The organism is Methylobacterium sp. NMS14P (assembly GCF_028583545.1).
Classification (GTDB): domain Bacteria; phylum Pseudomonadota; class Alphaproteobacteria; order Rhizobiales; family Beijerinckiaceae; genus Methylobacterium.
In genome coordinates this window covers 904,679-923,057 of sequence record NZ_CP087106.1, presented here as the reverse complement: position 1 = coordinate 923,057, position 18,379 = coordinate 904,679, and the positions used below count along the sequence as shown (strand labels likewise).

Sequence of the window (18,379 nt, the reverse complement as noted above, 5' to 3'; positions counted from 1 at the left end):
CCGCTCCCGTGCGGGAGAGGGACAGGGTGAGGGGCGTACGACTTCGAGGCAAGGCGCGGCCGACACGTGCGGCGACGGCGCGCTCGACCTCGCAGCGTCCTGTCCCTCACCCCGGCCCTCTCCCGCACGGGAGAGGGGGGATGGCGCGGCTGTCGCGGCCGAAATTGTCGTCCTTCCCGACCCTTTCGACACGATCGGACGCGGCTCTCGTGCGGCCGTGTCGTGTCGGCCCGCCCGATCGGCCCGTGCGGCGTCCGCGCGGGCTAGGGTCCGGGGCCGGGCGCGCTATAAGGGGCTCATGTCAGAGGCCGACCCCCAGCCGCTCCTCGCCGTCGAGGACCTCTCCGTGGCGTTCCGCGCGCGGGAGGGCGAGACCGTGGCGGTCGACGGCGTCTCCTTCACCGTCCGCCGGGGCGAGACCGTCGCGCTCGTGGGCGAATCGGGATCCGGCAAGTCGGTGACGGCGCTGGCGATCCTGCGCCTCCTCGACCCCGCGGCCCGCCAGGACGGGCGGATCCTGTTCGCGGGCCGCGACCTCGCGCGGCTGCCCGAGCGGGCGATGCGGGACGTGCGCGGCGCCGACATCACCATGGTGTTCCAGGAGCCGATGACCTCGCTGAACCCGCTCCACACGATCGAGCGGCAGATCGGCGAGGTGCTCGGCCTGCACCGCGGCCTCGCCGGGAAGGCGGCCCGCCGGCGGATCCTCGAGCTTCTGGAACTCGTGGGCCTGCGCGACGCCGGGCGGCGCATGGGCGCCTACCCGCACGAGCTCTCCGGCGGCCAGCGCCAGCGCGTGATGATCGCCATGGCGCTCGCCTGCGAGCCGGACCTTCTGGTCGCCGACGAGCCGACCACGGCCCTCGACGTGACCGTGCAGGCGCAGATCCTGGCGCTGCTCGCCGACCTGCAGAAGCGCCTCGGCATGGCGATGCTGTTCATCACCCACGATCTCGGCATCGTCGAGCGCATCGCCGACCGCGTCTGCGTGATGCTGAAGGGCAGGATCGTCGAGGCCGGCGCCACCAGGGCCGTTTTCGCGGACCCGCAGCACGAGTACACGCGCCGCCTCATCGCCTCCGAGCCGAAGGGCCGGGCCAACCCCGTCCCGGCCGACGCCGCGCCGCTCCTGGAGGCCGGCCCCCTGAAGGTCTGGTTCCCGCTGAAGTCGGGGTTCCTGCGGCGCGTCACCGGCCACGTCCGGGCGGTGGACGGCGTCTCCCTGCGGGTCCGGACCGGCGAGACCATCGGCGTCGTCGGCGAGTCCGGCTCGGGCAAGACCACCCTCGGCCTCGCCCTCCTCCGGCTCACCGGCTCGGAGGGACCGATCGTCTTCCTCGGCAAGGCGATCGACGGCTACGGCGTGGCGCAGATGCGCCCGCTGCGGAAGGACATGCAGGTGGTCTTCCAGGATCCCTACGGCTCCCTGTCGCCGCGCATGTCGGTGGCCGACATCGTCGCCGAGGGCCTGGTGGTCCAGGGCACGGCGCGCTCCCGGACGGAGCGCCGGGCGGTGGTCGCCAAGGCGCTGACCGATGTCGGGCTCGATCCGGCCGCCATGGACCGCTACCCGCACGAGTTCTCCGGCGGCCAGCGCCAGCGCATCGCCATCGCGCGGGCGATGGTGCTCAATCCCCGCTTCGTCGTCCTCGACGAGCCGACCTCGGCCCTCGACCGCTCGGTCCAGGCGCAGATCGTGACCCTGCTGCGCGACCTCCAGCGCGAGCGGGGCCTCGCCTACCTGTTCATCAGCCACGACCTGAAGGTGGTGCGGGCGCTCGCCAACTACGTGATCGTCATGCAGAACGGCCACGTGGTCGAGGAGGGCGCCGCGGAGACGATCTTCGCCAATCCCCAGACCCCCTACACCCGCGCCCTGTTCAAGGCCGCCTTCGCCCTCGAGAGCGACGCGCCCGCCGAGCTGGAGTCCGCCTGACCGTGGCGCGCGCCCTCATCATCGTCCTCGATTCCGTGGGCGTCGGCGGGGCCCCGGACGCGGACCGCTACGGCGATGCCGGGTCCGACACCCTGGGGCACATCGCCGAGCGCTGCGCGGAGGGAAGCGGCGACCGGGCGGGGCTGCGCGCGGGTCCCCTGCGCCTGCCCCACCTCGCCGAGCTCGGGCTCGGCCTGGCGGCCGCCGGGGCCTCGGGCCGGATCCCGCCGAACCTCGCCCCGGCCGCTCCGCCGCGCGGCGCCTACGGCCACGCGGTGGAGACGGCCGCCGGCAAGGACACGCCCTCCGGCCACTGGGAGATCGCCGGCCTGCCCCTGACCGAGCCCTGGGGGCATTTCCCCGATACCCGGCCGGCCTTCCCGCCGGAGCTGACGCGCGCGCTCGTCGCCGAGGGCGGCCTCCCGGGCATCCTGGGCGATTGCCACGCGCCGGGCGTCGCGATCATCGACGCGCTGGGCGCCGAGCATCTCCGGACCGGCCGGCCGATCTGCTACACCTCGGCCGACAGCGTGTTCCAGATCGCCGCCCACGAGGAGGCGTTCGGGCTGGAGCGGCTCTACGACCTGTGCCGCGTGGCGCGCCGCCTGTGCGACCCCTACCGCGTCTGCCGGGTGATCGCGCGGCCGTTCGTGGGCTCGCCCGAGGCGGGCTTCCGCCGGACCGGCAACCGCAGGGATCTCGCCGTCGCCCCGCCGGGGCGCACGCTGCTCGACCGCGCCGAGGCGGCCGGCCGCGCGGTGGTGAGCGTCGGCAAGATCGGCGACATCTTCGCCCACCGCGCCACCGGCCGCGAGATCAAGCCGGGCCCGAACGCGGCCTGCGTGACCGCGGGCCTCGACGCGCTGGCGACGCTGCCGGAGGGCGGCCTGATCTTCGTCAACCTCGTCGATTTCGACACGGAGCACGGCCACCGCCGCGACGTGCCGGGCTACGCCGCGGAGCTGGAGGCGTTCGACGCGCGGATCCCCGAGATCCTGGCGGCGCTTGCGCCGGGCGACCTCGCGGTGATCACGGCCGACCACGGCAACGATCCGACCTGGACCGGGACCGACCATACCCGCGAGCAGGTCCCGGTCCTGGCCTTCGGTCCCGGCGTGGCCGGCCGGTCGATCGGGCGGCGGGAGACCTTCGCGGATATCGGCGCCACCGTGGCGGCCCATCTCGGCCTCGCCCGGGACGGCGCCGGAACACCGTTCCTGTAGGGAGGACACGACGTGCGGGACGACGACGACCGGCCGCGCAAGGCCGTCGCCCACGAGATCGGGCAGCCCCTCGACACGCTGTCGCTCGGGGATCTCGACGAGCGCGTCGCGCTCCTGCGCGCCGAGATCGCCCGGCTCGAGGCGGCGCGGGCCGCCAAGCAGGCGGCGCAGGGCGCGGCCGACGCCGTCTTCAAGCGGGGCTGAGGCTTGGACCGGAGCGAAACCCTCGCCGCCCTGCGGCGCGGCGACCTCGGCGGCGCGCGGGAGCTGCGGCTGCCCGACGGGCTGACGGCGGTGCCCGACGAGGTCTTCGCCCTCGCCGACACGCTGGAGGTGCTGGACCTCGGCCGGGGCAGCCTCTCCGACCTGCCGGACGATCTCGGCCGCCTGCACCGCCTGCGCGTGCTGTTCTGCTCCGGCAACCCGTTCCCGCGCCTGCCGCCGGTGCTCGGCGCCTGCCCGGCGCTGAGCCAGCTGGGCTTCCGCGGCTGCGGCATCCGCGAGGTCCCGGCGGAGTCGCTGCCGCGCGACCTGCGCTGGCTGACGCTGACCGACAACGCGATCGCGCAGCTGCCCGCTGCCCTCGGCGAGCGGCCGCGCCTGCGGAAGCTGATGCTGGCGGGCAACCGGCTCACCGCGCTGCCCGACAGCCTGTCGGGGGCGGACGATCTCGAGCTGATCCGGCTCGCCTGCAACCGTCTCGCGGCGCTCCCGCCGTGGCTCGCGCGCCTGCCCCGCCTCGCCTGGATCGCCTACGCCGGCAACCCCGCCGAGCCGGCGACGGCGCCGGTGGCGGCGCCCGCGGTGCCGTGGGCCGACCTCGCCCTCGGCGACCTGCTCGGCGAGGGCGCCTCGGGGCGGGTCCACCGGGCGCGGTGGCGGGATCCGGCCGGCGAACAGGACGTGGCCCTGAAGCTGTTCAAGGGCGCGATGACCAGCGACGGCCTGCCCGAGCGGGAGATGGAGGCCTGCCTCGCCGCCGGGACGCACCCGGCCCTCACGGGCGCGCTCGGCCGGCTCGAGGGCCATCCCGACGGCGCCCGCGGCCTGCTGCTCCGGCTCCTGCCGGCGCACTGGCGCGTGCTCGCCGGGCCGCCGACCCTCGCGAGCTGCAGCCGCGACGTCTACGACCCGGACCTGCGCCTCGGCGCCGACGCGGTCCTGCGGATCGCCCGCGCCGCGACAGAGGCGGTGGCGCACCTGCACGGGCGAGGCCTGCTCCACGGCGACGTCTACGCCCACAACACGCTCTGGGATGCCGGGACCGGCGCGGCCGTGCTCAGCGATTTCGGGGCGGCCTCGGCCCTGCCGGACGGGCCGCTCGGCGCGGTGCTGGCGCGGGTCGAGGTCCGCGCCGTCGGAATCCTGATCGGCGAGCTGCTCGACCGCTGCGCCGCGCCGCCGGACTCCCTGCGCGCCCTGGCGCAGGCCTGCACGGGGCCGGATCCCGACGGGCGGCCGGGGCTCGGGGCGGTGATCGCCGAGATCGGGCGGCTCCAGGCCTGATCGCGCGGCGTCGACCGGGGCCGGGAGCGGTCCGCCGTCCTCAGTCGGGGATGTCGCCCTGGCCGCGCGCGACCACGGCGAACAGGTCGCCGAGGGCCGCGAGGCTCGCGGCCTGGAGCTGGGCCGCCGGCACCACGGCGCCGTCCGGTCCGGGCAGGTCCCGCGTCGCCGTGGCGGCGGCCACGACGGTGGGGCGGAACCCGAGGTTGAAGGCGCTCCGGGCGGTGGAGTTGACGCACATGTGCGTCATGAAGCCCGCCAGGACGACGTCCGTCACGCCGGCCCGCTCGAGCCGCGCCTGGAGGTCGGTGCCCACGAAGGAGCTCGGATAGGCCTTGGTGATGACCGGCTCGTCGCCCTGCGGCGCCACTTCCGGGCTGATCTGGCCGATCGGGGCGGTCACGTCGTAGGGCGTGCCCGGCCCGGCGTCGTGGCGGACGTGGATCACCGGGATGCCGGCGTCGCGGGCCCGCCTCAGGAGCGCCGCCGCTTCCCGGAGCGCCGGCTCGACGCCGTCGAGCCGCATCACGCCCTCCCGGTAGGTCTGCTGCAGGTCGATCATCACGAGCGCCGAGCCCCTGAGCGGGGCCGGCGCGGGGCTCAGGCCGGACAGGCCGCGCAGGGTTGCCAGATCGGACATCGGCGGTTCTCCCGTGGGACCGCCTCGGAGGCGGCTCTCTCAGCCCGGGACGCTACGACGGTGCGGCCCGGTCGCGCCAGTGTGCAAAGGTGCAACGGTCGGGCTCGCGAGCCGGATGTTCCCCCAGGAAGGTTGGCCGCGCGGATTGATCCGCCCCCGCGCGTCGCTACATGCGCGGCGTGACCGCCCCGCCCCTGCGCCTCGGCGCGCTGCTCCTCGCCCTCGCCTGCGCGCACCCGGCCGCGGCCGCCCCGTCCGAGGGGGCGACCGAGACCGTCGAGCAGGCCCTGTGCCGCCTCATCGACGACTCGGCCAAGGCCCGCGGCCTGCCGGTGCCGTTCCTGACCCGCCTGATCTGGCGCGAGAGCAGTTTTCGCGTCGGGGTGGTGAGTCCGGCCGGCGCGCAGGGCGTCGCGCAGTTCATGCCCGGGACCGCCCGGGAGCGCGGCCTCCTCGACCCGTTCGATCCCGAGCAGGCGATCCCGCACGCGGCCCACCTGCTCGCCGACCTGAAGACCCAGTTCGGCAATCTGGGGCTCGCCGCCGCCGCCTATAACGGCGGCGCCGCGCGGGTCAGCAAGTGGCTCGCCGGCGACGGCGGCCTGCCCGCCGAGACGCGGGCCTACGTGGCCGCGATCACTGGGCAGCCGGTGGACGACTGGCGGACCGGACCCGGCAAGGCGATCGAGTTCCCGGAGGGCGGCGCCCCCGCTAGGCCCGACAGCAAGCCCGAGGCCAGGGACCAGAAAGACGCGAAGGACCAGAAGGAGGCGAAGGCGGCGGCGCCGCAGACCTGCCTGCAGGTGACCGCCAGCCTGCGCGTCCCGTCGCGCGGCGACCGCTTCGCCCTCGGCCTCAACGAGGGGCCGGCCGCCCCCTGGGGCATCCAGCTCGCCGGCAACTTCTCCAAGGCGCTGGCGCTCCAGAGCTTCAACCGCGCGCGGAGCGCCTACGCGGGGGTGATCGGCGAGGTGCGGCCGATGATCATCGGAACCCGCCTGCGCAACCGCGGGACCCGCGCCTTCTACCGGATCCGCATCCCGGCGCAGAGCCGGCAGGCGGCCGACGACCTGTGCGGCCGCATCCGCAAGGTCGGCGGCGCCTGCATCGTGCTGCGGACCTGATTTTTCGTGAGCCGCCCCGAGACCGTCATCAATCCGCCCCGAGAGCGGTGCGGTATGGCCCGGTCGGGACAACCGGATGGGATATGACACGTCTCCTCACCGCGCTTGCTAGCCTCCTCTGCCTCGGGCTCGCCGCGTTCGGCTTCACCGCTGCCTCGCCGCTCGCGCTGTTCGACGCGATCGGCCCGCGCGACCCGGGGGGCCGGCTCGCCGCGAAGGACCAGCCCTTCGGCGAGGGTCCGCGGCGGCGGCTCGACGTCTACGTTCCCACCGCAGGCGCCGAGAACGCGCCGGTCCTGGTGTTCTTCTACGGCGGCTCCTGGCAGAGCGGCGCCAAGGACGACTACGCCTTCGTCGGGCACGCCCTCGCGGCGCAGGGCTTCGTCACCGTACTGCCCGATTACCGGCTCTACCCGGAGGCGCCGTTTCCCGGCTTCCTCGAGGACGGCGCCGAGGCCATCGCGTGGGTGCGCGACAACATCGCGGCCTACGGCGGCGACCCGCGCCGCATCGTGCTCGCCGGCCACTCGGCGGGCGCCTACAACGCCGTGATGCTCGGCCTCGACCCGCGCTACGTGATCGCCGCCGGGGTCGATCCCAAGGTGATCAAGGCCGTCGCCGGCCTGTCCGGCCCCTACGACTTCCTGCCGTTCGATCAGGACACCACCGTCAAGGTGTTCGGCAAGGCTCCCGATCCGGACGCCACGCAGCCCATCGCCTTCGCGGGCCCGCTCTCGCCCCCCGCCTTCCTGGCGACCGGCGACGCCGACACGGTGGTGAAGCCGCGGCACACGGTCAGCCTCGCCGCCAAGCTGCGGGCCGAGCACGTCCCGGTCCAGGAGCGGCTCTACCCGGGCCTCGACCACAAGGACACGCTGCTGGCTTTGTCCGTCACCTTCCGCTCGAAGGCGCCGGAACTCGCCGAGATGGCGTCCTTCCTGATGCGGCAATCCGCCGGCCGCTCGCAGTACACGATGCGGCGCTGACCGCGCCGGGCCCGCGTCAAGGTTATCGCGCGATCGTCGGGCAGAACCGTCCGATTTTCCGTCGCCCGGCACGCGTGGCCCGCTAGAATGGTCCTGGCCGCGCGGCGCGGCCTCGCGGTGGGACGGCATGGCTTCTGCGGACGCGGCGATCGGGATCCCGGCCGACGGGCGGCAGCGCGGCGTCGCGGGCCGCGACGTGCCCGACGTGCTGCGCGTGCTCCTGAACGGCGCCGTCTTCGTCCTGCTCTGGAACCACGTCTGGCTGAAAGACCTGTCGGACCGGTCGATGCTCGCGGCCTCCGAGGACGGCAGCCTGCTGACGCAGATCCTGTTCCTCAGCGCCGGCGCCGCCATGGCGGCGGCGATCCACCGGATCGGCGTGCGCCACCTCCGGCCCCTGGTGACGCGCCCGCTCGTGCTGTGCGCCCTCTGGCTCGGGGCGACGGCGCTGCTCTCCATCGAGCCGAGCCTGTCGCTGCGGCGGCTCGCGCTCTTCGCCATCGCGGCGATGCTCTCGGCGGGTGTGCTGATCGTGGCCCGCTCGCCCCGGCAGCTGGCCCTGACCATGGCGGGCTCCGCCCTGGTCATCGTGCTCGCCTCCTACCTCGCGGTCGCGTTCGTGCCGAACCTCGCGATCCACTCGGCCTTCGACGTCAATTCCGATCCGAGCCATCCGGGCCTCTGGCGCGGGATCTTCCCGCAGAAGAACGAGGCCGGCGCCGCCATGGTGATCCTGGTGATCCTGGGCCTCTACGTGGCCGCCGTGGCGAGCCGCGTGCTCGGCTGGGCGGTCGTGCTCCTCGCCGCCGGGTTCCTGGTGGCGAGCGGCTCCAAGACCGCGATCTTGCTCCTGCCGGTGATCCTCGCCGTGACCGGCCTGTGCCAGGTCCTGACCGGCGGGTTTTTGCGCCGACTGCTGCTCCTCGGCCCGGTGATCGGGTTCTCGCTGATCTCGATCGGGTCGGTGCTCGCGCCGCCGATCCAGGAGGCGGTAGGCTCGCTGCTCACCGACGCGACCTTCACGGGCCGCAGCGAGATCTGGCAGTTCGCCATCGACAACATCATGATCCGGCCCTGGCGCGGCTGGGGGATCGGCGCCTTCTGGATGACCGAGCGGACCATGTATGCCGGCTCCGAGGAGTTGACCTGGGTCAACACCGTCGACCACGCCCACAACGCCTATCTCGACACCGCGCTGATCGGCGGTCTGCCGTTCCTCGCCCTGACCGTGGTGGCCTTCGTGCTCGCCCCGGTGCGCGACCTGCAGCGCGTGGCCGGCGGGACGCGCCTCGACGCGGAGACCCTGCTGTTCCTGCGGCTGTGGTTCCTCGGGCTGGTCTCGGCCTCCTTCGAGACGGTGCTGTACAACGGCAACAACGCCACCTGCTGCATGTTCATGATGGCGGTGTTCGGCCTCCGCCTGCGCACCCGCTACGCCGTCGCGGCGGGCTGAAGCGGTCCGGGCGCCCGGAAGTCTCGCGCCGTCCGCGGAAGGCCGCGCGTCGTGCGCGCGCCTGCCCCGGCATGTCTCCTCGAATGACTCCGCCCCCGCCCGCGCGGCTTCTGTCCGGTAGCGGACGGCAACAACTCATCCGGGAATTCGTTGACCGGCATTCACGCGGAGATTCTGCATGCCGGGCAGGGTTCGTTTCGCTTGGACCGACGTGACGTTCGCGCTGGGCGTGAGCGCCCTGTGCGCGCTGTCCCTCTTCGGGGCGCGCTAGCCGCGGGGCCGCGTCGGGGATCGTCCCGCCGGCCGCCGAGGACGCCGCCGGCGGCCCCCGCGATCCGCCGCGCGGCCGCGGTCAGTCGGGCAGCGCGAAGACCAGGAGCGCATCGCCGGTGCCGAAGCCCGACGCCTTGGTGAAGGAGGCGCCGCCCGCCGCTACCGCGACGTACTGCTTGCCGTCCAGCGCGTAGGTCATCGCCGGTCCGCTGATGCCGGCGCCGCACTGGAAGCGCCAGAGGGTCCGGCCGTCCCGCGCGTCGTGGGCGTCGAGATGGCCGTCCTCCTCGCCCGAGAAGACGAGCCCGCCGGCGGTCGCCAGCGTGCCCCCGGACAGCCGGCTCGCGCTGCGGACCGACCACGCGATCCGGCCGCCCTCCGCGAGGTCGACGGCGGTGAGCGTGCTGAAGGACGGCTCGCCTTTGGCCTCCCCGGTCTCCGTGTAGCGGATCTCCGGACGCCCCGCGGCGGCCGGCACGGTCTTCACCGTGTAGGTCGTCGCCCCGTGGCGGACCTGGACGTAGGCGCGCGTCCCGTCGTAGGCGGTCGGCGGCCACGAGACCGCGCCGAGGGGGCCGGGCGCCACCACGGTGCCCTGCGGGGTCGGCGGCGCGAACAGGTTCTTCTGCTCGATGAGCGGGGCCGAGCGCGCGAGCAGCTTCCCCGTGGCGCGGTCGTGGACGTAGATCCAGCCGGTCTTGCTCGCCGAGGCCACCGCCCTGGCGCCGCCGGGCATGTCCAGCAGGAAGGGCGGCGCGGCGACGTCGTAGCCCCACTCGTCGTGCGGCACCTGCTGGAAGTACCAGCGGAGCTTGCCGGTCTTCACGTCGAGGGCGACGAGGCACATCGTGTAGAGGTTGTCCCCCGGACGCGACAGGCCGAAATTCTGCGGCGCCGGGTTGCCGGTGCCGAGGAAGATCAGGCCGAGATCGGGATCGTAGGCGGGGGTCATCCAGAGGGACCCGCCGCCCACCCGCCAGGCGTCGCGGTTGGCGGGGGCCGCCGCCTTCTCGGCGGCGATGTCGCGGTGGAGCGGCGTGCCGTCGGCGGTCCTCTCCACGAAGCCGCCCTCCCAGCCTTCCGAGGGCGTGACGTACCAGCGCCAGCGCTCGTCGCCGGTCTTCGCGTCGTAGGCCGCGAGCCAGCCGCGCCGCCCGTAGCCGCCCTCGATGCCGACCACAGAGCCGCCGTCGAGGCCGCCCGCCTCGTCCTCGATGTGGAGCCCGTAGCCGGCGCCGGTGACGCCGACGATGACGAGCCCGTCGGCGACGAGCGGCGGCATCTTGAAGCCGAGGCGGCTCGAACCCTGGACGGGCTTGCCGCCGAGCGTCGCGGCGAGGCCCGAGGCGGTCTCGGTCTCGCCCTCCTCCGGGCGCACCGCCTCCTTCTCCCAGACGATCCTGCCGGTCCTGGCGTCCAGGGCGATCAGCTGCCCGTCCATGGTCGCCTCGTAGACGAGGCCCCCCGACACCGCGACCCCGCGGTTGGAGGGCGGCCCGAAGATCTTCTCGGTGCGCGGCCTGTGGGTGTAGGTCCAGAGGGGCTTCCCGGTCTTCGCGTCGAGGGCCGCGACGTTGTTCTGCGTCGTGGAGACGTAGAGGGTGCCGTCCACCATCACCGGCTGGGCCTGGAAGTAGCCGGTGACCCCGGTCTGGAAGATCCAGGCGGGACGCAGCCGGCCGACCGTGTCGCGGTCGATCTGGGTCAGGTCGGAGTAGTTCCGGTTGCTCGGGTCGTGCCCGAAGGCCGGCCAGGGCGTCTCGGCGGCGGAGGCCGAGCCGAGGGAGGCGGTTCCGGCAAGGCAGGCCAGCAGGGCGGCCCCGATCCATCGCGACAAAGCTGTGCTCCCGTGTGCGGCGCCCGTCGCGCCCGAACAGGTGTTCTCGCGACGCGGCCTCACGCCTGCCGCCGGGGCGCCGCTTCGAGCTGCGCCGGCGTCGCCTGGGCGCCCATCGCCCGGGCCATGTCGGCGGCGCTCTGGCCGGAGGCGTCGCGGCGATCCGGGTCGGCGCCGTGCTGGAGGAGCAGGTCGACCATCTCGGTGCGGTCGAACATCGCCGCGGTCATCAGCGCCGTGCGGGTGCCGTCGCCGGTCCCGTCCACCGCGGCGCCGTGCCGGAGCAGGAGCTGCGCGACGGCGAGGTCGTTCTTGAAGGCCGCGCCGGCGAGCGGCGTCTGGCCGCGGTCGTTGGCGAGTTCCGGGTCGCCGCCGGCCTCCAGGATCACCCGGGCGGCGTCCGCCTGGCCGTTATAGGCGGCCAGCATCAGCAGGCTGTCGCCCTTGTCGTTCCGCAGGTTCGCCGGCAGCCCCTGTCCGAACAGGTCGGCGAGTTCCTCGGCGTGGCCCAGCCGCGCGTACTGGAAGACCCGGGCCGCGAAGGCCAGGGTCTCGTCGTCGAGGGTCGGGGGCGTGTTCGTCTCTGAGGCCATCGCGTGCTCGTCTCTCATCGCGGCTGATCTGGGCCGCTGCGGCATCGACGTCCAGCGGCGGCGGGAACAGTTTCATCGCCCGGCTCGTTCCAGCCGCCAATCCGGGCGCGGCCCGGCGTCTCCGGAGCGCGACAATGCCCCGACCGTTTGAGCCCTACGCCGACGCGCTGCGCACAGCCCGCGAGATCGTGCGCGAGCGGGCGGGGGCCGTCGTCGAGGCGGCGGTCCGCGCGGATTCCCAGGCCTTCGACGAGGCCTGCAACATCCTCGTGGTCCGCATCGCGGAGGCGATCGTCGATGCCGGCGAGGCCGGGCGGGGGCACGGTCTCGGCCGGGGCAGCGAGGCCGCCTGAGGCCCCGGCGGCCGGGTCAGCCCCGCCGCCGACCGCCGCCGCCCTTGTACTTGGGCTTCTGACCGCCGAGCCCCTGCGTCGAGCGCGGCTTCGGCCGCTCCTGCCAGACCGGCGCCGCGCCGCCCACCGGCAGCTCCCGGTCCGTCCCCGGGCCCATGTTGTCGAGGTCGGGCCTGGCGATGCGGCTGCCCCCTCGCGGCGCCTTCCGGCCGAACTTCCCCGCCTCGCGCTCCACGTCGCTCTGCCGCGCCATCGGGTCGTCGGAGACCAGCAGCTCGGTCGCCTGGAGCCGCTTCAGCTCGTCGCGCAGCCGCGCCGCCTCCTCGAAGTCGAGGTCGGCGGCGGCCGCCCGCATGCGCTTCTCGAGGTCCGCCATCACGGCCTTGAGGTTGTGGCCCACCGTGATGGCGTCCTTGGCCAGCCCGGTGTCGACCTGCACGTGGTCGCGCTCGAACACGCTGCTCAGGATGTCGGCGATGCCGCGCTTCACGCTCTGCGGCGTGATCCCGTGCTCCTCGTTGTAGGCGAGCTGCTTGGCGCGGCGGCGCTCTGTCTCGGCCATCGCCCGCTCCATCGAGCCGGTGATGTTGTCGGCGTACAGGATGCAGCGCGCGTCGGCGTTGCGGGCGGCGCGGCCGATGGTCTGGATCAGCGACGTCTCCGAGCGCAGGAAGCCCTCCTTGTCGGCGTCGAGGATCGCCACCAGGGCGCATTCCGGGATGTCGAGGCCCTCGCGCAGCAGGTTGATGCCGATCAGCACGTCGAAGGCGCCGAGCCGCAGGTCGCGGATGATCTCGATCCGCTCCAGCGTGTCGATGTCGGAGTGCATGTAGCGCACCCGGACGCTGTTCTCGTGCAGGTACTCGGTGAGGTCCTCGGCCATGCGCTTGGTCAGCGTCGTCACGAGCGTCCGGTAGCCGGCCTGCGCCACCTCGCGGACCTCGCCCAGCAGGTCGTCGACCTGGCTGCGGGCCGGGCGGATCTCGATCACCGGGTCGACCAGCCCGGTCGGGCGGATCACCTGCTCGGCGAAGACGCCGCCGGTCTGCTCCATCTCCCACTTGCCGGGCGTCGCCGAGACGTGGACCGTCATCGGCCGCATCGCGTCCCACTCCTCGAAGCGGAGCGGGCGGTTGTCCAGGCAGGAGGGCAGCCGGAAGCCGTACTCGGCCAGCGTCGCCTTGCGGCGGAAGTCGCCCCGGTACATGCCGCCGATCTGCGGCACGGTGACGTGGCTCTCGTCGGTGAACACCAGGGCGTTGTCGGGCAGGTACTCGAACAGGGTCGGCGGCGGCTCGCCGGGCTTCCGGCCGGTGAGGTAGCGGGAGTAGTTCTCGATGCCGTTGCAGGCGCCGGTGGCCTCGATCATCTCGATGTCGAAGGTGCAGCGCTGGTCGATGCGCTGCGCCTCGATGAGGCGGCCCATCTTGGTCAGCTCCTCGATCCGGCCCTTCAGCTCGTGCTTGATGCCCTTGATCGCCTGCTGCAGCGTCGGGCGCGGCGTCACGTAGTGCGAGTTGGCGTAGACCTTCACGAACTTCAGCTCGGAGATCGTCTTGCCGGTGAGCGGGTCGAACTCGACGATGCTCTCGACCTCGTCGCCGAACAGGCCGATCCGCCAGCCGCGGTCTTCCAAGTGGGCCGGCCACAGCTCGATCGAATCGCCGCGGACCCGGAAAGTGCCGCGGGCGAAATCCGACTGGATGCGCTTGTACTGGAGCGCCACGAGGTCGGCGATCAGCTGGCGCTGCTCGATCCGCTCGCCGAGGGAGACCGTGAACGACATCGCCGTGTAGGTCTCGACCGAGCCGATACCGTAGATGCACGAGACCGAGGCGACGATGATCACGTCGTCGCGCTCCAGCAGGGCGCGGGTGGCGGCGTGGCGCATCCGGTCGATCTGCTCGTTGATCGAGGATTCCTTCTCGATGAACGTGTCGGAGCGCGGGACGTAGGCCTCGGGCTGGTAGTAGTCGTAGTAGGAGACGAAGTACTCGACCGCATTGTCGGGGAAGAAGGCCTTGAACTCGCCGTAGAGCTGCGCGGCGAGCGTCTTGTTGGGCGCGAGGATCAGCGCCGGGCGCTGCGTCTCCTCGATGATCTTGGCCATCGTGAAGGTCTTGCCCGAGCCGGTGACGCCCAGCAGCACCTGGTCGCGCTCCAGCGCCTTCACGCCGCCGACCAGTTCGGCGATGGCCTTCGGCTGGTCGCCGGCCGGCGTGAACTCGGATTTCAGCGTGAACCGGACGCCGCCCTCGGATTTCTGCGGGCGCTCCGGACGGTGCGGCGTCCAGGTCTGGCCGTCCTTGAACAGCGGGTTGCCCTCGGTGAGCAGCCGCTCCAGGGCCGAGACCGTCGCCGAGGCGCCGCCGTCGCCGCCGGGATCCGGCAGGTCGGCGCCTTCCGGCACCGGGCCGTCCTCGGGCGGCGTGAGGCCGAGCGCTTGCGCCAGGCGCGGGTCGACATCCGCGGCGTCGCCGAGCGCGTAGCCGGCCTGCGGCGCCTCCGCGAAGCCGTCGCGGGCGATCTCGGCCCTCCGGGTCGCGGCCTTGGCGGCCCGGTCCTTCGGAACGCCCTTCCCGCCGCCCGCCTTGCGGCCGGGCCGCGCGGGCGCCTCGGGGGGCGGCTCGACGACGGCCGGACGGTTCCGGTTGAGCGCCGGGTTCAGGAGCTCCGCCAGATAGGTGTCCAGGGGCTTCAGCTCGGGCTTCGACGCCTTGGCGGACGTGGCCGTCACGGAGGCGGCGCGCGGTTTCTTCGGTGCGGGCATGAGAACAATATGGGCCCGGACCGCGCTCCGAGAAACCCTGCGCCGGTGCGGTTTGACGGCTTTCGTCGGCCGCCGGCCGTACCGCCGACCCGCCGCGGCCCGCCGCCGGAGCGCCGCGCCCTTCCACTAAAGACGGTGTGGCGAATACAACCGTTAGGTAGAATTCACCCGGGAGCGAACTCGACCGCGGTCCCGGATGCTGAGAAGATCGGCGTCCGCACGCGGGAAAACGGCTTGCCGTGGGCCGACCCCGGCGATACTTTGCGATGCAAAGTGAGGTGCACGGCATGCTGCAGCCGGGGGCTTGAGGCACATGCAGGACCTGGACAAGGCGCTGGCCGACATCGTGGCCATCCGCTCGCAGATCGCCCGCGATACGGCGTTCCGCGGATTGGGCGCGGCGACGGTCGCCGGCACCGGCGGCCTCGCGCTCGCCTGCGCGGCGGGGCAGGCCCTGTGGCTCGGCGACCCCGCGGCGCGGCCGGGCCTGTTCTTCGGCCTCTGGATCGCGGCGGCCCTGGCGGCCTTCGCGATGATCGGCGTCGAGGCGGTACGCCGCAGCCGGCGCCTCCATTCCGGCCTCGCCGACGCCATGGTGTGGAACGCCATCGAGGTGTTCCTGCCGGCCGCGGGCGCGGGGGCCTGCCTCGCCCTGGTCATCGCCCGCTTCGCCCCCGGCGAGGTCTGGATGCTGCCGGGTCTCTGGCAGGTGCTGGTCGGCCTCGGCCTGTTCGCCTCGGCGCGGATCCTCCCCCGGGCGGTCCAGGGCGTCGGGGCCTGGTACCTGCTGGCCGGGCTCGCCGTGCTGGCGGTCTCGGCCGAGACGCGGGCCCTGTCGCCCTGGACGATGGGCCTGCCCTTCCTGTTCGGCCAAGCGTGGCTGGCCGCGATCATCCATCACGGGGCCCGGGCCTTCGATGACGACCGCTGACCGTTCCGACGGGCGCTTCTCCTACGAGGGGCTCGACAGGATCATCCACGAGCGGGCGCGCCTCAGCGTGCTGACCTCCCTGGTGGCCCACCCGAAGGGGCTGCCTTTCCCGGATCTCAAGCGCCTGTGCGGGCTCACCGACGGCAACCTGAGCCGCCACCTCGCGGTGCTGAGCGAGGCGGACCTGGTGAGCCTTGAGAAGCGCTTCGCGCAGAACCGGTCGCAGACGATCTGCCGCCTCACCGCGGTCGGGCGTCAGCGCTTCATCGGCTATCTCGGCGTGCTGGAACAGGTGGTGCGCGACGCCGCGGAGGCGGCCGAGCGCGGCCCCGAATCCGGTGTTCGCGGCCTCGATCCGGCCACGAAAACGGCGTGAGACCGCCCGTCCCGCCGGGAATGTTAACCCCGTTTCGATAGACCTCTACGCCACGCCCATGCCGGGAGACTTTACGATGCAAAGCGAAGCGGTGCCGGGAGCCCTGCACGCCGCGATCATCATGGACGGCAACGGGCGCTGGGCGACGCAGCGCGGCCTGCCGCGGCTGGCCGGCCATCACCGGGGCGTCGAGGCGATCCGCCGCACCGCCGAGGCCTGCCCGGATCACGGCATCGGCACGCTCACGCTCTACGCCTTCTCGGCGGACAATTGGCAGCGGCCGGTCGAGGAGGTCGGCGGCCTGATGCGGCTCCTGCGCTCGTACCTGCGCAACGAGACCCAGCGCCTCGCCCGCACCGGCACCCGCCTCAGCGTCGTCGGCCGGCGCGACCGTCTGCCCGACGGCATCCCCCAGGCGATCGCGGCCGCGGAGGCCGCCACGGCGGCGGGGACCCGGCTGCATCTGCGGATCTGCGTCGACTACTCGGCCCGCGACGCGATCATCGCGGCGGCGCAGCGCCTCGCCGGCGAGGAGCCGACGCGCGAGAGCTTCGGCAATCTGGTCGCCGGCGCGATGCACGGCTCACCGGTCGACGTCGACCTGCTGATCCGCACCGGCGGCGAGCGGCGCCTCTCCGACTTCATGCTGTGGGAGGCGGCCTACGCCGAGCTGCTCTTCACCGAGCGGATGTGGCCCGATTTCGGGCCGGACGACCTCGCCGAGGCCGTGGCCGAGTTCGGCCGCCGCGAGCGCCGGTTCGGCGGCCTGAAGGCGCCGGCGGTCCCGGCCGCGGCCTGAGCCCGCTTGACGCGCGCGCGCCGGCGCGCAGAGGGTCGGCGGCATGACCGAGACCCTCGCCCATCGCCGCGTCCTCCTCGTCATCGGCGGCGGCATCGCGGCCTACAAGGCCCTCGACCTGATCCGGCGGCTGCGCGAGCGGGGCGCCAGCGTCTGCCCGGTGCTGACCGCGGGGGCCCAGGAATTCGTGACGCCGCTGGCGGCGGCCGCGCTCGCGGGTGAGCGGGCGCATACCGACCTGTTCGACCGGGCCTCCGAGGCCGAGATCGGCCACATCAAGCTCGCCCGGCAGGCGGACGCCGTCGTGGTGGCGCCCGCGACCGCCAACCTGATGGCCCGCATGGCCGGCGGCCACGCGGCCGACCTCGCGACCACGATCCTGCTGGCCACGACCCTGCCGATCCTGATCGCGCCGGCCATGAACGTCCAGATGTGGGCGCACCCAGCCACCCGCCGGAACCGCGCGGTCCTGGAGGGCGACGGCGTCCGGATCGTCGGCCCCAATGCCGGCCGGATGGCCGAGCCGGAATCCGGGCCCGGGCGCATGGCCGAGCCCAACGAGATCGCCGACGCGCTGGAGCGGATGCTCGGCGCCCCGGCCGGGGATAGGCTCCTGGCCGGCCGCCGGGTGCTCGTGACCTCAGGGCCCACTCACGAGCCGATCGACCCGGTCCGCTACATCGCCAACCGCTCCTCCGGCCGCCAGGGCCACGCCATCGCGGCCGCCGCCGCCGCGGCCGGTGCCGCCGTGACCCTGGTCTCCGGGCCGGTGGCGCTCCCAGACCCGCCCGGCGTCGCCATCGTGCGGGTCGAGACCGCTCGGCAGATGCTGGCCGCCGTCGAGGAAGCGCTGCCGGCCGACATCGCGGTCTTCGCCGCGGCGGTCGCCGACTGGCGCCCGGAGCAAGAGGCGGGCAGCAAGAAGATCAAGAAGGACGGCACCGGGCCGGCGCCGATGCCGCTGGTCGAGAACCCCGACATCCTCGCCACGATCGCGCGCCGTCCGTCCGGGCGCCCGCCCCTCGTGGTCGGGTTCGCCGCCGAGACCGACACGGTCGTCGAGCACGCCCGGGCGAAGATCGCCCGGAAGGGCTGCGACCTGATCGTGGCCAACGACGTGTCGGCCGAGGGCGGCGTCATGGGCGGCGTCGACAACACGGTGCACCTGATCCGCCGGGACGGCGCGGTGGAGACCTGGCCGCGGCTCGGCAAGGACGAGGTCGCCCGGCGGCTCGTGGCCCATCTCGCGGGGCTCCTGGCCGGCTGACGCGGCCCCGCGGGCTCGCCCCCGATACCGACGCGGGACTCCTCGGGCGGCGCGACCCATTCCGGGATCGGAGGGCTTTGCGCACAGGGAAGATAGAAGTCTCTTTTGCGCCGTCTCCGCGACCGATCGAGGATAGATCTGGAGTTTCGATGGCGATGTTCGGTCGTTGTCGCGTCGTGTCGCGACAGATCTGTTCGTAAGAAGGCAATTCAAGGTCCGTCGGCGCCTGCGCGCGTTCGCGTTGCAGGGGTTGCTCGGGGAAAAACTCGCTATGATCTGGTGCGCCCCACTGATCGGGCGGCCGGAGCCGAG

16 protein-coding genes are annotated in these 18,379 nt (G+C 73.4%); 12 read left to right on the top strand and 4 right to left on the bottom strand.

The features are described from left to right. Window positions 1–298: 298 nt before the first annotated feature. Genes LOK46_RS04350 through LOK46_RS04335 form a run of 4 tightly spaced genes read left to right on the top strand, consistent with a single transcriptional unit; the run spans window position 299 to window position 4,665 of the window. On the top strand, window positions 299–1,936 hold the full coding sequence (locus LOK46_RS04350; RefSeq protein ID WP_273562654.1) for an ABC transporter ATP-binding protein: 1,638 nt from the start codon (window positions 299–301) through the stop codon (window positions 1,934–1,936). Window positions 1,937–1,938: 2 nt separating this feature from the next. Next, entirely contained in the window at window positions 1,939–3,159 is a 1,221-nt protein-coding gene (locus LOK46_RS04345) for a phosphopentomutase (RefSeq protein ID WP_273562653.1), read from the top strand. Window positions 3,160–3,171: 12 nt separating this feature from the next. Then, window positions 3,172–3,363: a DUF1192 domain-containing protein gene (locus LOK46_RS04340; RefSeq protein ID WP_273562652.1), complete on the top strand. Its 192-nt coding sequence runs from the start codon at window positions 3,172–3,174 to the stop codon at window positions 3,361–3,363. A gap of 3 nt (window positions 3,364–3,366) precedes the next feature. Further along, window positions 3,367–4,665, top strand: a complete 1,299-nt coding sequence (locus LOK46_RS04335) for a leucine-rich repeat-containing protein kinase family protein (protein WP_273562651.1) — start codon at window positions 3,367–3,369, stop codon at window positions 4,663–4,665. A 40-nt stretch (window positions 4,666–4,705) separates the two neighbouring features. Here the strand turns inward: LOK46_RS04335 and LOK46_RS04330 are convergent, their stop codons facing one another. Further along, complete coding sequence (locus tag LOK46_RS04330; RefSeq protein WP_273562650.1) at window positions 4,706–5,305, bottom strand: cysteine hydrolase family protein; 600 nt, start codon at window positions 5,303–5,305, stop codon at window positions 4,706–4,708. Window positions 5,306–5,475: 170 nt separating this feature from the next. Between LOK46_RS04330 and LOK46_RS04325 the strand changes: the two genes are divergently transcribed. The 3 genes from LOK46_RS04325 to LOK46_RS04315 all read left to right on the top strand — a co-directional run bounded on the left by LOK46_RS04325 (window position 5,476) and on the right by LOK46_RS04315 (window position 8,868). After that, a complete protein-coding gene (locus LOK46_RS04325) occupies window positions 5,476–6,429 on the top strand; it encodes a lytic transglycosylase domain-containing protein (protein ID WP_273562649.1) in 954 nt (317 codons plus the stop codon). Window positions 6,430–6,512: 83 nt separating this feature from the next. Next, a complete protein-coding gene (locus LOK46_RS04320; protein ID WP_273562648.1) occupies window positions 6,513–7,415 on the top strand; it encodes an alpha/beta hydrolase in 903 nt (300 codons plus the stop codon). Between the two features lie 127 nt (window positions 7,416–7,542). Continuing rightward, on the top strand, window positions 7,543–8,868 hold the full coding sequence (locus LOK46_RS04315; RefSeq protein WP_273562647.1) for an O-antigen ligase family protein: 1,326 nt from the start codon (window positions 7,543–7,545) through the stop codon (window positions 8,866–8,868). A 352-nt stretch (window positions 8,869–9,220) separates the two neighbouring features. Here the strand turns inward: LOK46_RS04315 and LOK46_RS04310 are convergent, their stop codons facing one another. Together LOK46_RS04310 and LOK46_RS04305 are read right to left on the bottom strand one after the other, a co-directional pair. Next, the gene (locus LOK46_RS04310; RefSeq protein WP_443192861.1) at window positions 9,221–10,978 is read right to left on the bottom strand and encodes a pyrroloquinoline quinone-dependent dehydrogenase; all 1,758 of its coding nucleotides are present in this window, start codon (window positions 10,976–10,978) and stop codon (window positions 9,221–9,223) included. Window positions 10,979–11,037: 59 nt separating this feature from the next. Then, window positions 11,038–11,571 (bottom strand): ankyrin repeat domain-containing protein, encoded by a 534-nt coding sequence (locus LOK46_RS04305; RefSeq protein ID WP_273562646.1) that lies wholly within the window; start codon window positions 11,569–11,571, stop codon window positions 11,038–11,040. 134 nt (window positions 11,572–11,705) lie between these two features. Between LOK46_RS04305 and LOK46_RS04300 the strand changes: the two genes are divergently transcribed. After that, on the top strand, window positions 11,706–11,924 hold the full coding sequence (locus LOK46_RS04300; protein ID WP_273562645.1) for a hypothetical protein: 219 nt from the start codon (window positions 11,706–11,708) through the stop codon (window positions 11,922–11,924). 16 nt (window positions 11,925–11,940) lie between these two features. Here LOK46_RS04300 and uvrB read toward each other — a convergent pair whose 3' ends face one another. Next, on the bottom strand, window positions 11,941–14,694 hold the full coding sequence (uvrB, locus tag LOK46_RS04295; protein ID WP_273562644.1) for an excinuclease ABC subunit UvrB: 2,754 nt from the start codon (window positions 14,692–14,694) through the stop codon (window positions 11,941–11,943). A gap of 313 nt (window positions 14,695–15,007) precedes the next feature. On the opposite strand from uvrB, the gene LOK46_RS04290 reads away from it, so the two are divergent. The 4 genes from LOK46_RS04290 to coaBC all read left to right on the top strand — a co-directional run bounded on the left by LOK46_RS04290 (window position 15,008) and on the right by coaBC (window position 18,067). Then, window positions 15,008–15,625, top strand: a complete 618-nt coding sequence (locus LOK46_RS04290; protein ID WP_273562643.1) for a hypothetical protein — start codon at window positions 15,008–15,010, stop codon at window positions 15,623–15,625. Next, window positions 15,612–16,001 (top strand): transcriptional regulator, encoded by a 390-nt coding sequence (locus LOK46_RS04285; RefSeq protein WP_273562642.1) that lies wholly within the window; start codon window positions 15,612–15,614, stop codon window positions 15,999–16,001. The genes LOK46_RS04290 and LOK46_RS04285 overlap by 14 nt, the downstream gene beginning before the upstream one ends. A gap of 76 nt (window positions 16,002–16,077) precedes the next feature. Next, window positions 16,078–16,800 (top strand): di-trans,poly-cis-decaprenylcistransferase, encoded by a 723-nt coding sequence (locus tag LOK46_RS04280; RefSeq protein WP_273562641.1) that lies wholly within the window; start codon window positions 16,078–16,080, stop codon window positions 16,798–16,800. 43 nt (window positions 16,801–16,843) lie between these two features. Next, a complete protein-coding gene (gene coaBC / locus LOK46_RS04275; protein ID WP_273562640.1) occupies window positions 16,844–18,067 on the top strand; it encodes a bifunctional phosphopantothenoylcysteine decarboxylase/phosphopantothenate--cysteine ligase CoaBC in 1,224 nt (407 codons plus the stop codon). The last annotated feature ends 312 nt before the right edge of the window (window positions 18,068–18,379 follow it).

Bases quoted from the DNA above. Each gene is read 5' to 3' on its own strand.
- LOK46_RS04350 (WP_273562654.1), top strand. From the start codon at position 299: ATGTCAGAGGCCGACCCCCAGCCGCTCCTCGCCGTCGAGGACCTCTCC.
- LOK46_RS04330 (WP_273562650.1), bottom strand. From the start codon at position 5,305: ATGTCCGATCTGGCAACCCTGCGCGGCCTGTCCGGCCTGAGCCCCGCG.
- LOK46_RS04325 (WP_273562649.1), top strand. From the start codon at position 5,476: ATGCGCGGCGTGACCGCCCCGCCCCTGCGCCTCGGCGCGCTGCTCCTC.
- LOK46_RS04320 (WP_273562648.1), top strand. From the start codon at position 6,513: ATGACACGTCTCCTCACCGCGCTTGCTAGCCTCCTCTGCCTCGGGCTC.
- LOK46_RS04315 (WP_273562647.1), top strand. From the start codon at position 7,543: ATGGCTTCTGCGGACGCGGCGATCGGGATCCCGGCCGACGGGCGGCAG.
- LOK46_RS04305 (WP_273562646.1), bottom strand. From the start codon at position 11,571: ATGGCCTCAGAGACGAACACGCCCCCGACCCTCGACGACGAGACCCTG.
- LOK46_RS04300 (WP_273562645.1), top strand. From the start codon at position 11,706: ATGCCCCGACCGTTTGAGCCCTACGCCGACGCGCTGCGCACAGCCCGC.
- uvrB (WP_273562644.1), bottom strand. From the start codon at position 14,694: ATGCCCGCACCGAAGAAACCGCGCGCCGCCTCCGTGACGGCCACGTCC.
- LOK46_RS04290 (WP_273562643.1), top strand. From the start codon at position 15,008: ATGCAGGACCTGGACAAGGCGCTGGCCGACATCGTGGCCATCCGCTCG.
- LOK46_RS04285 (WP_273562642.1), top strand. From the start codon at position 15,612: ATGACGACCGCTGACCGTTCCGACGGGCGCTTCTCCTACGAGGGGCTC.
- LOK46_RS04280 (WP_273562641.1), top strand. From the start codon at position 16,078: ATGCAAAGCGAAGCGGTGCCGGGAGCCCTGCACGCCGCGATCATCATG.
- coaBC (WP_273562640.1), top strand. From the start codon at position 16,844: ATGACCGAGACCCTCGCCCATCGCCGCGTCCTCCTCGTCATCGGCGGC.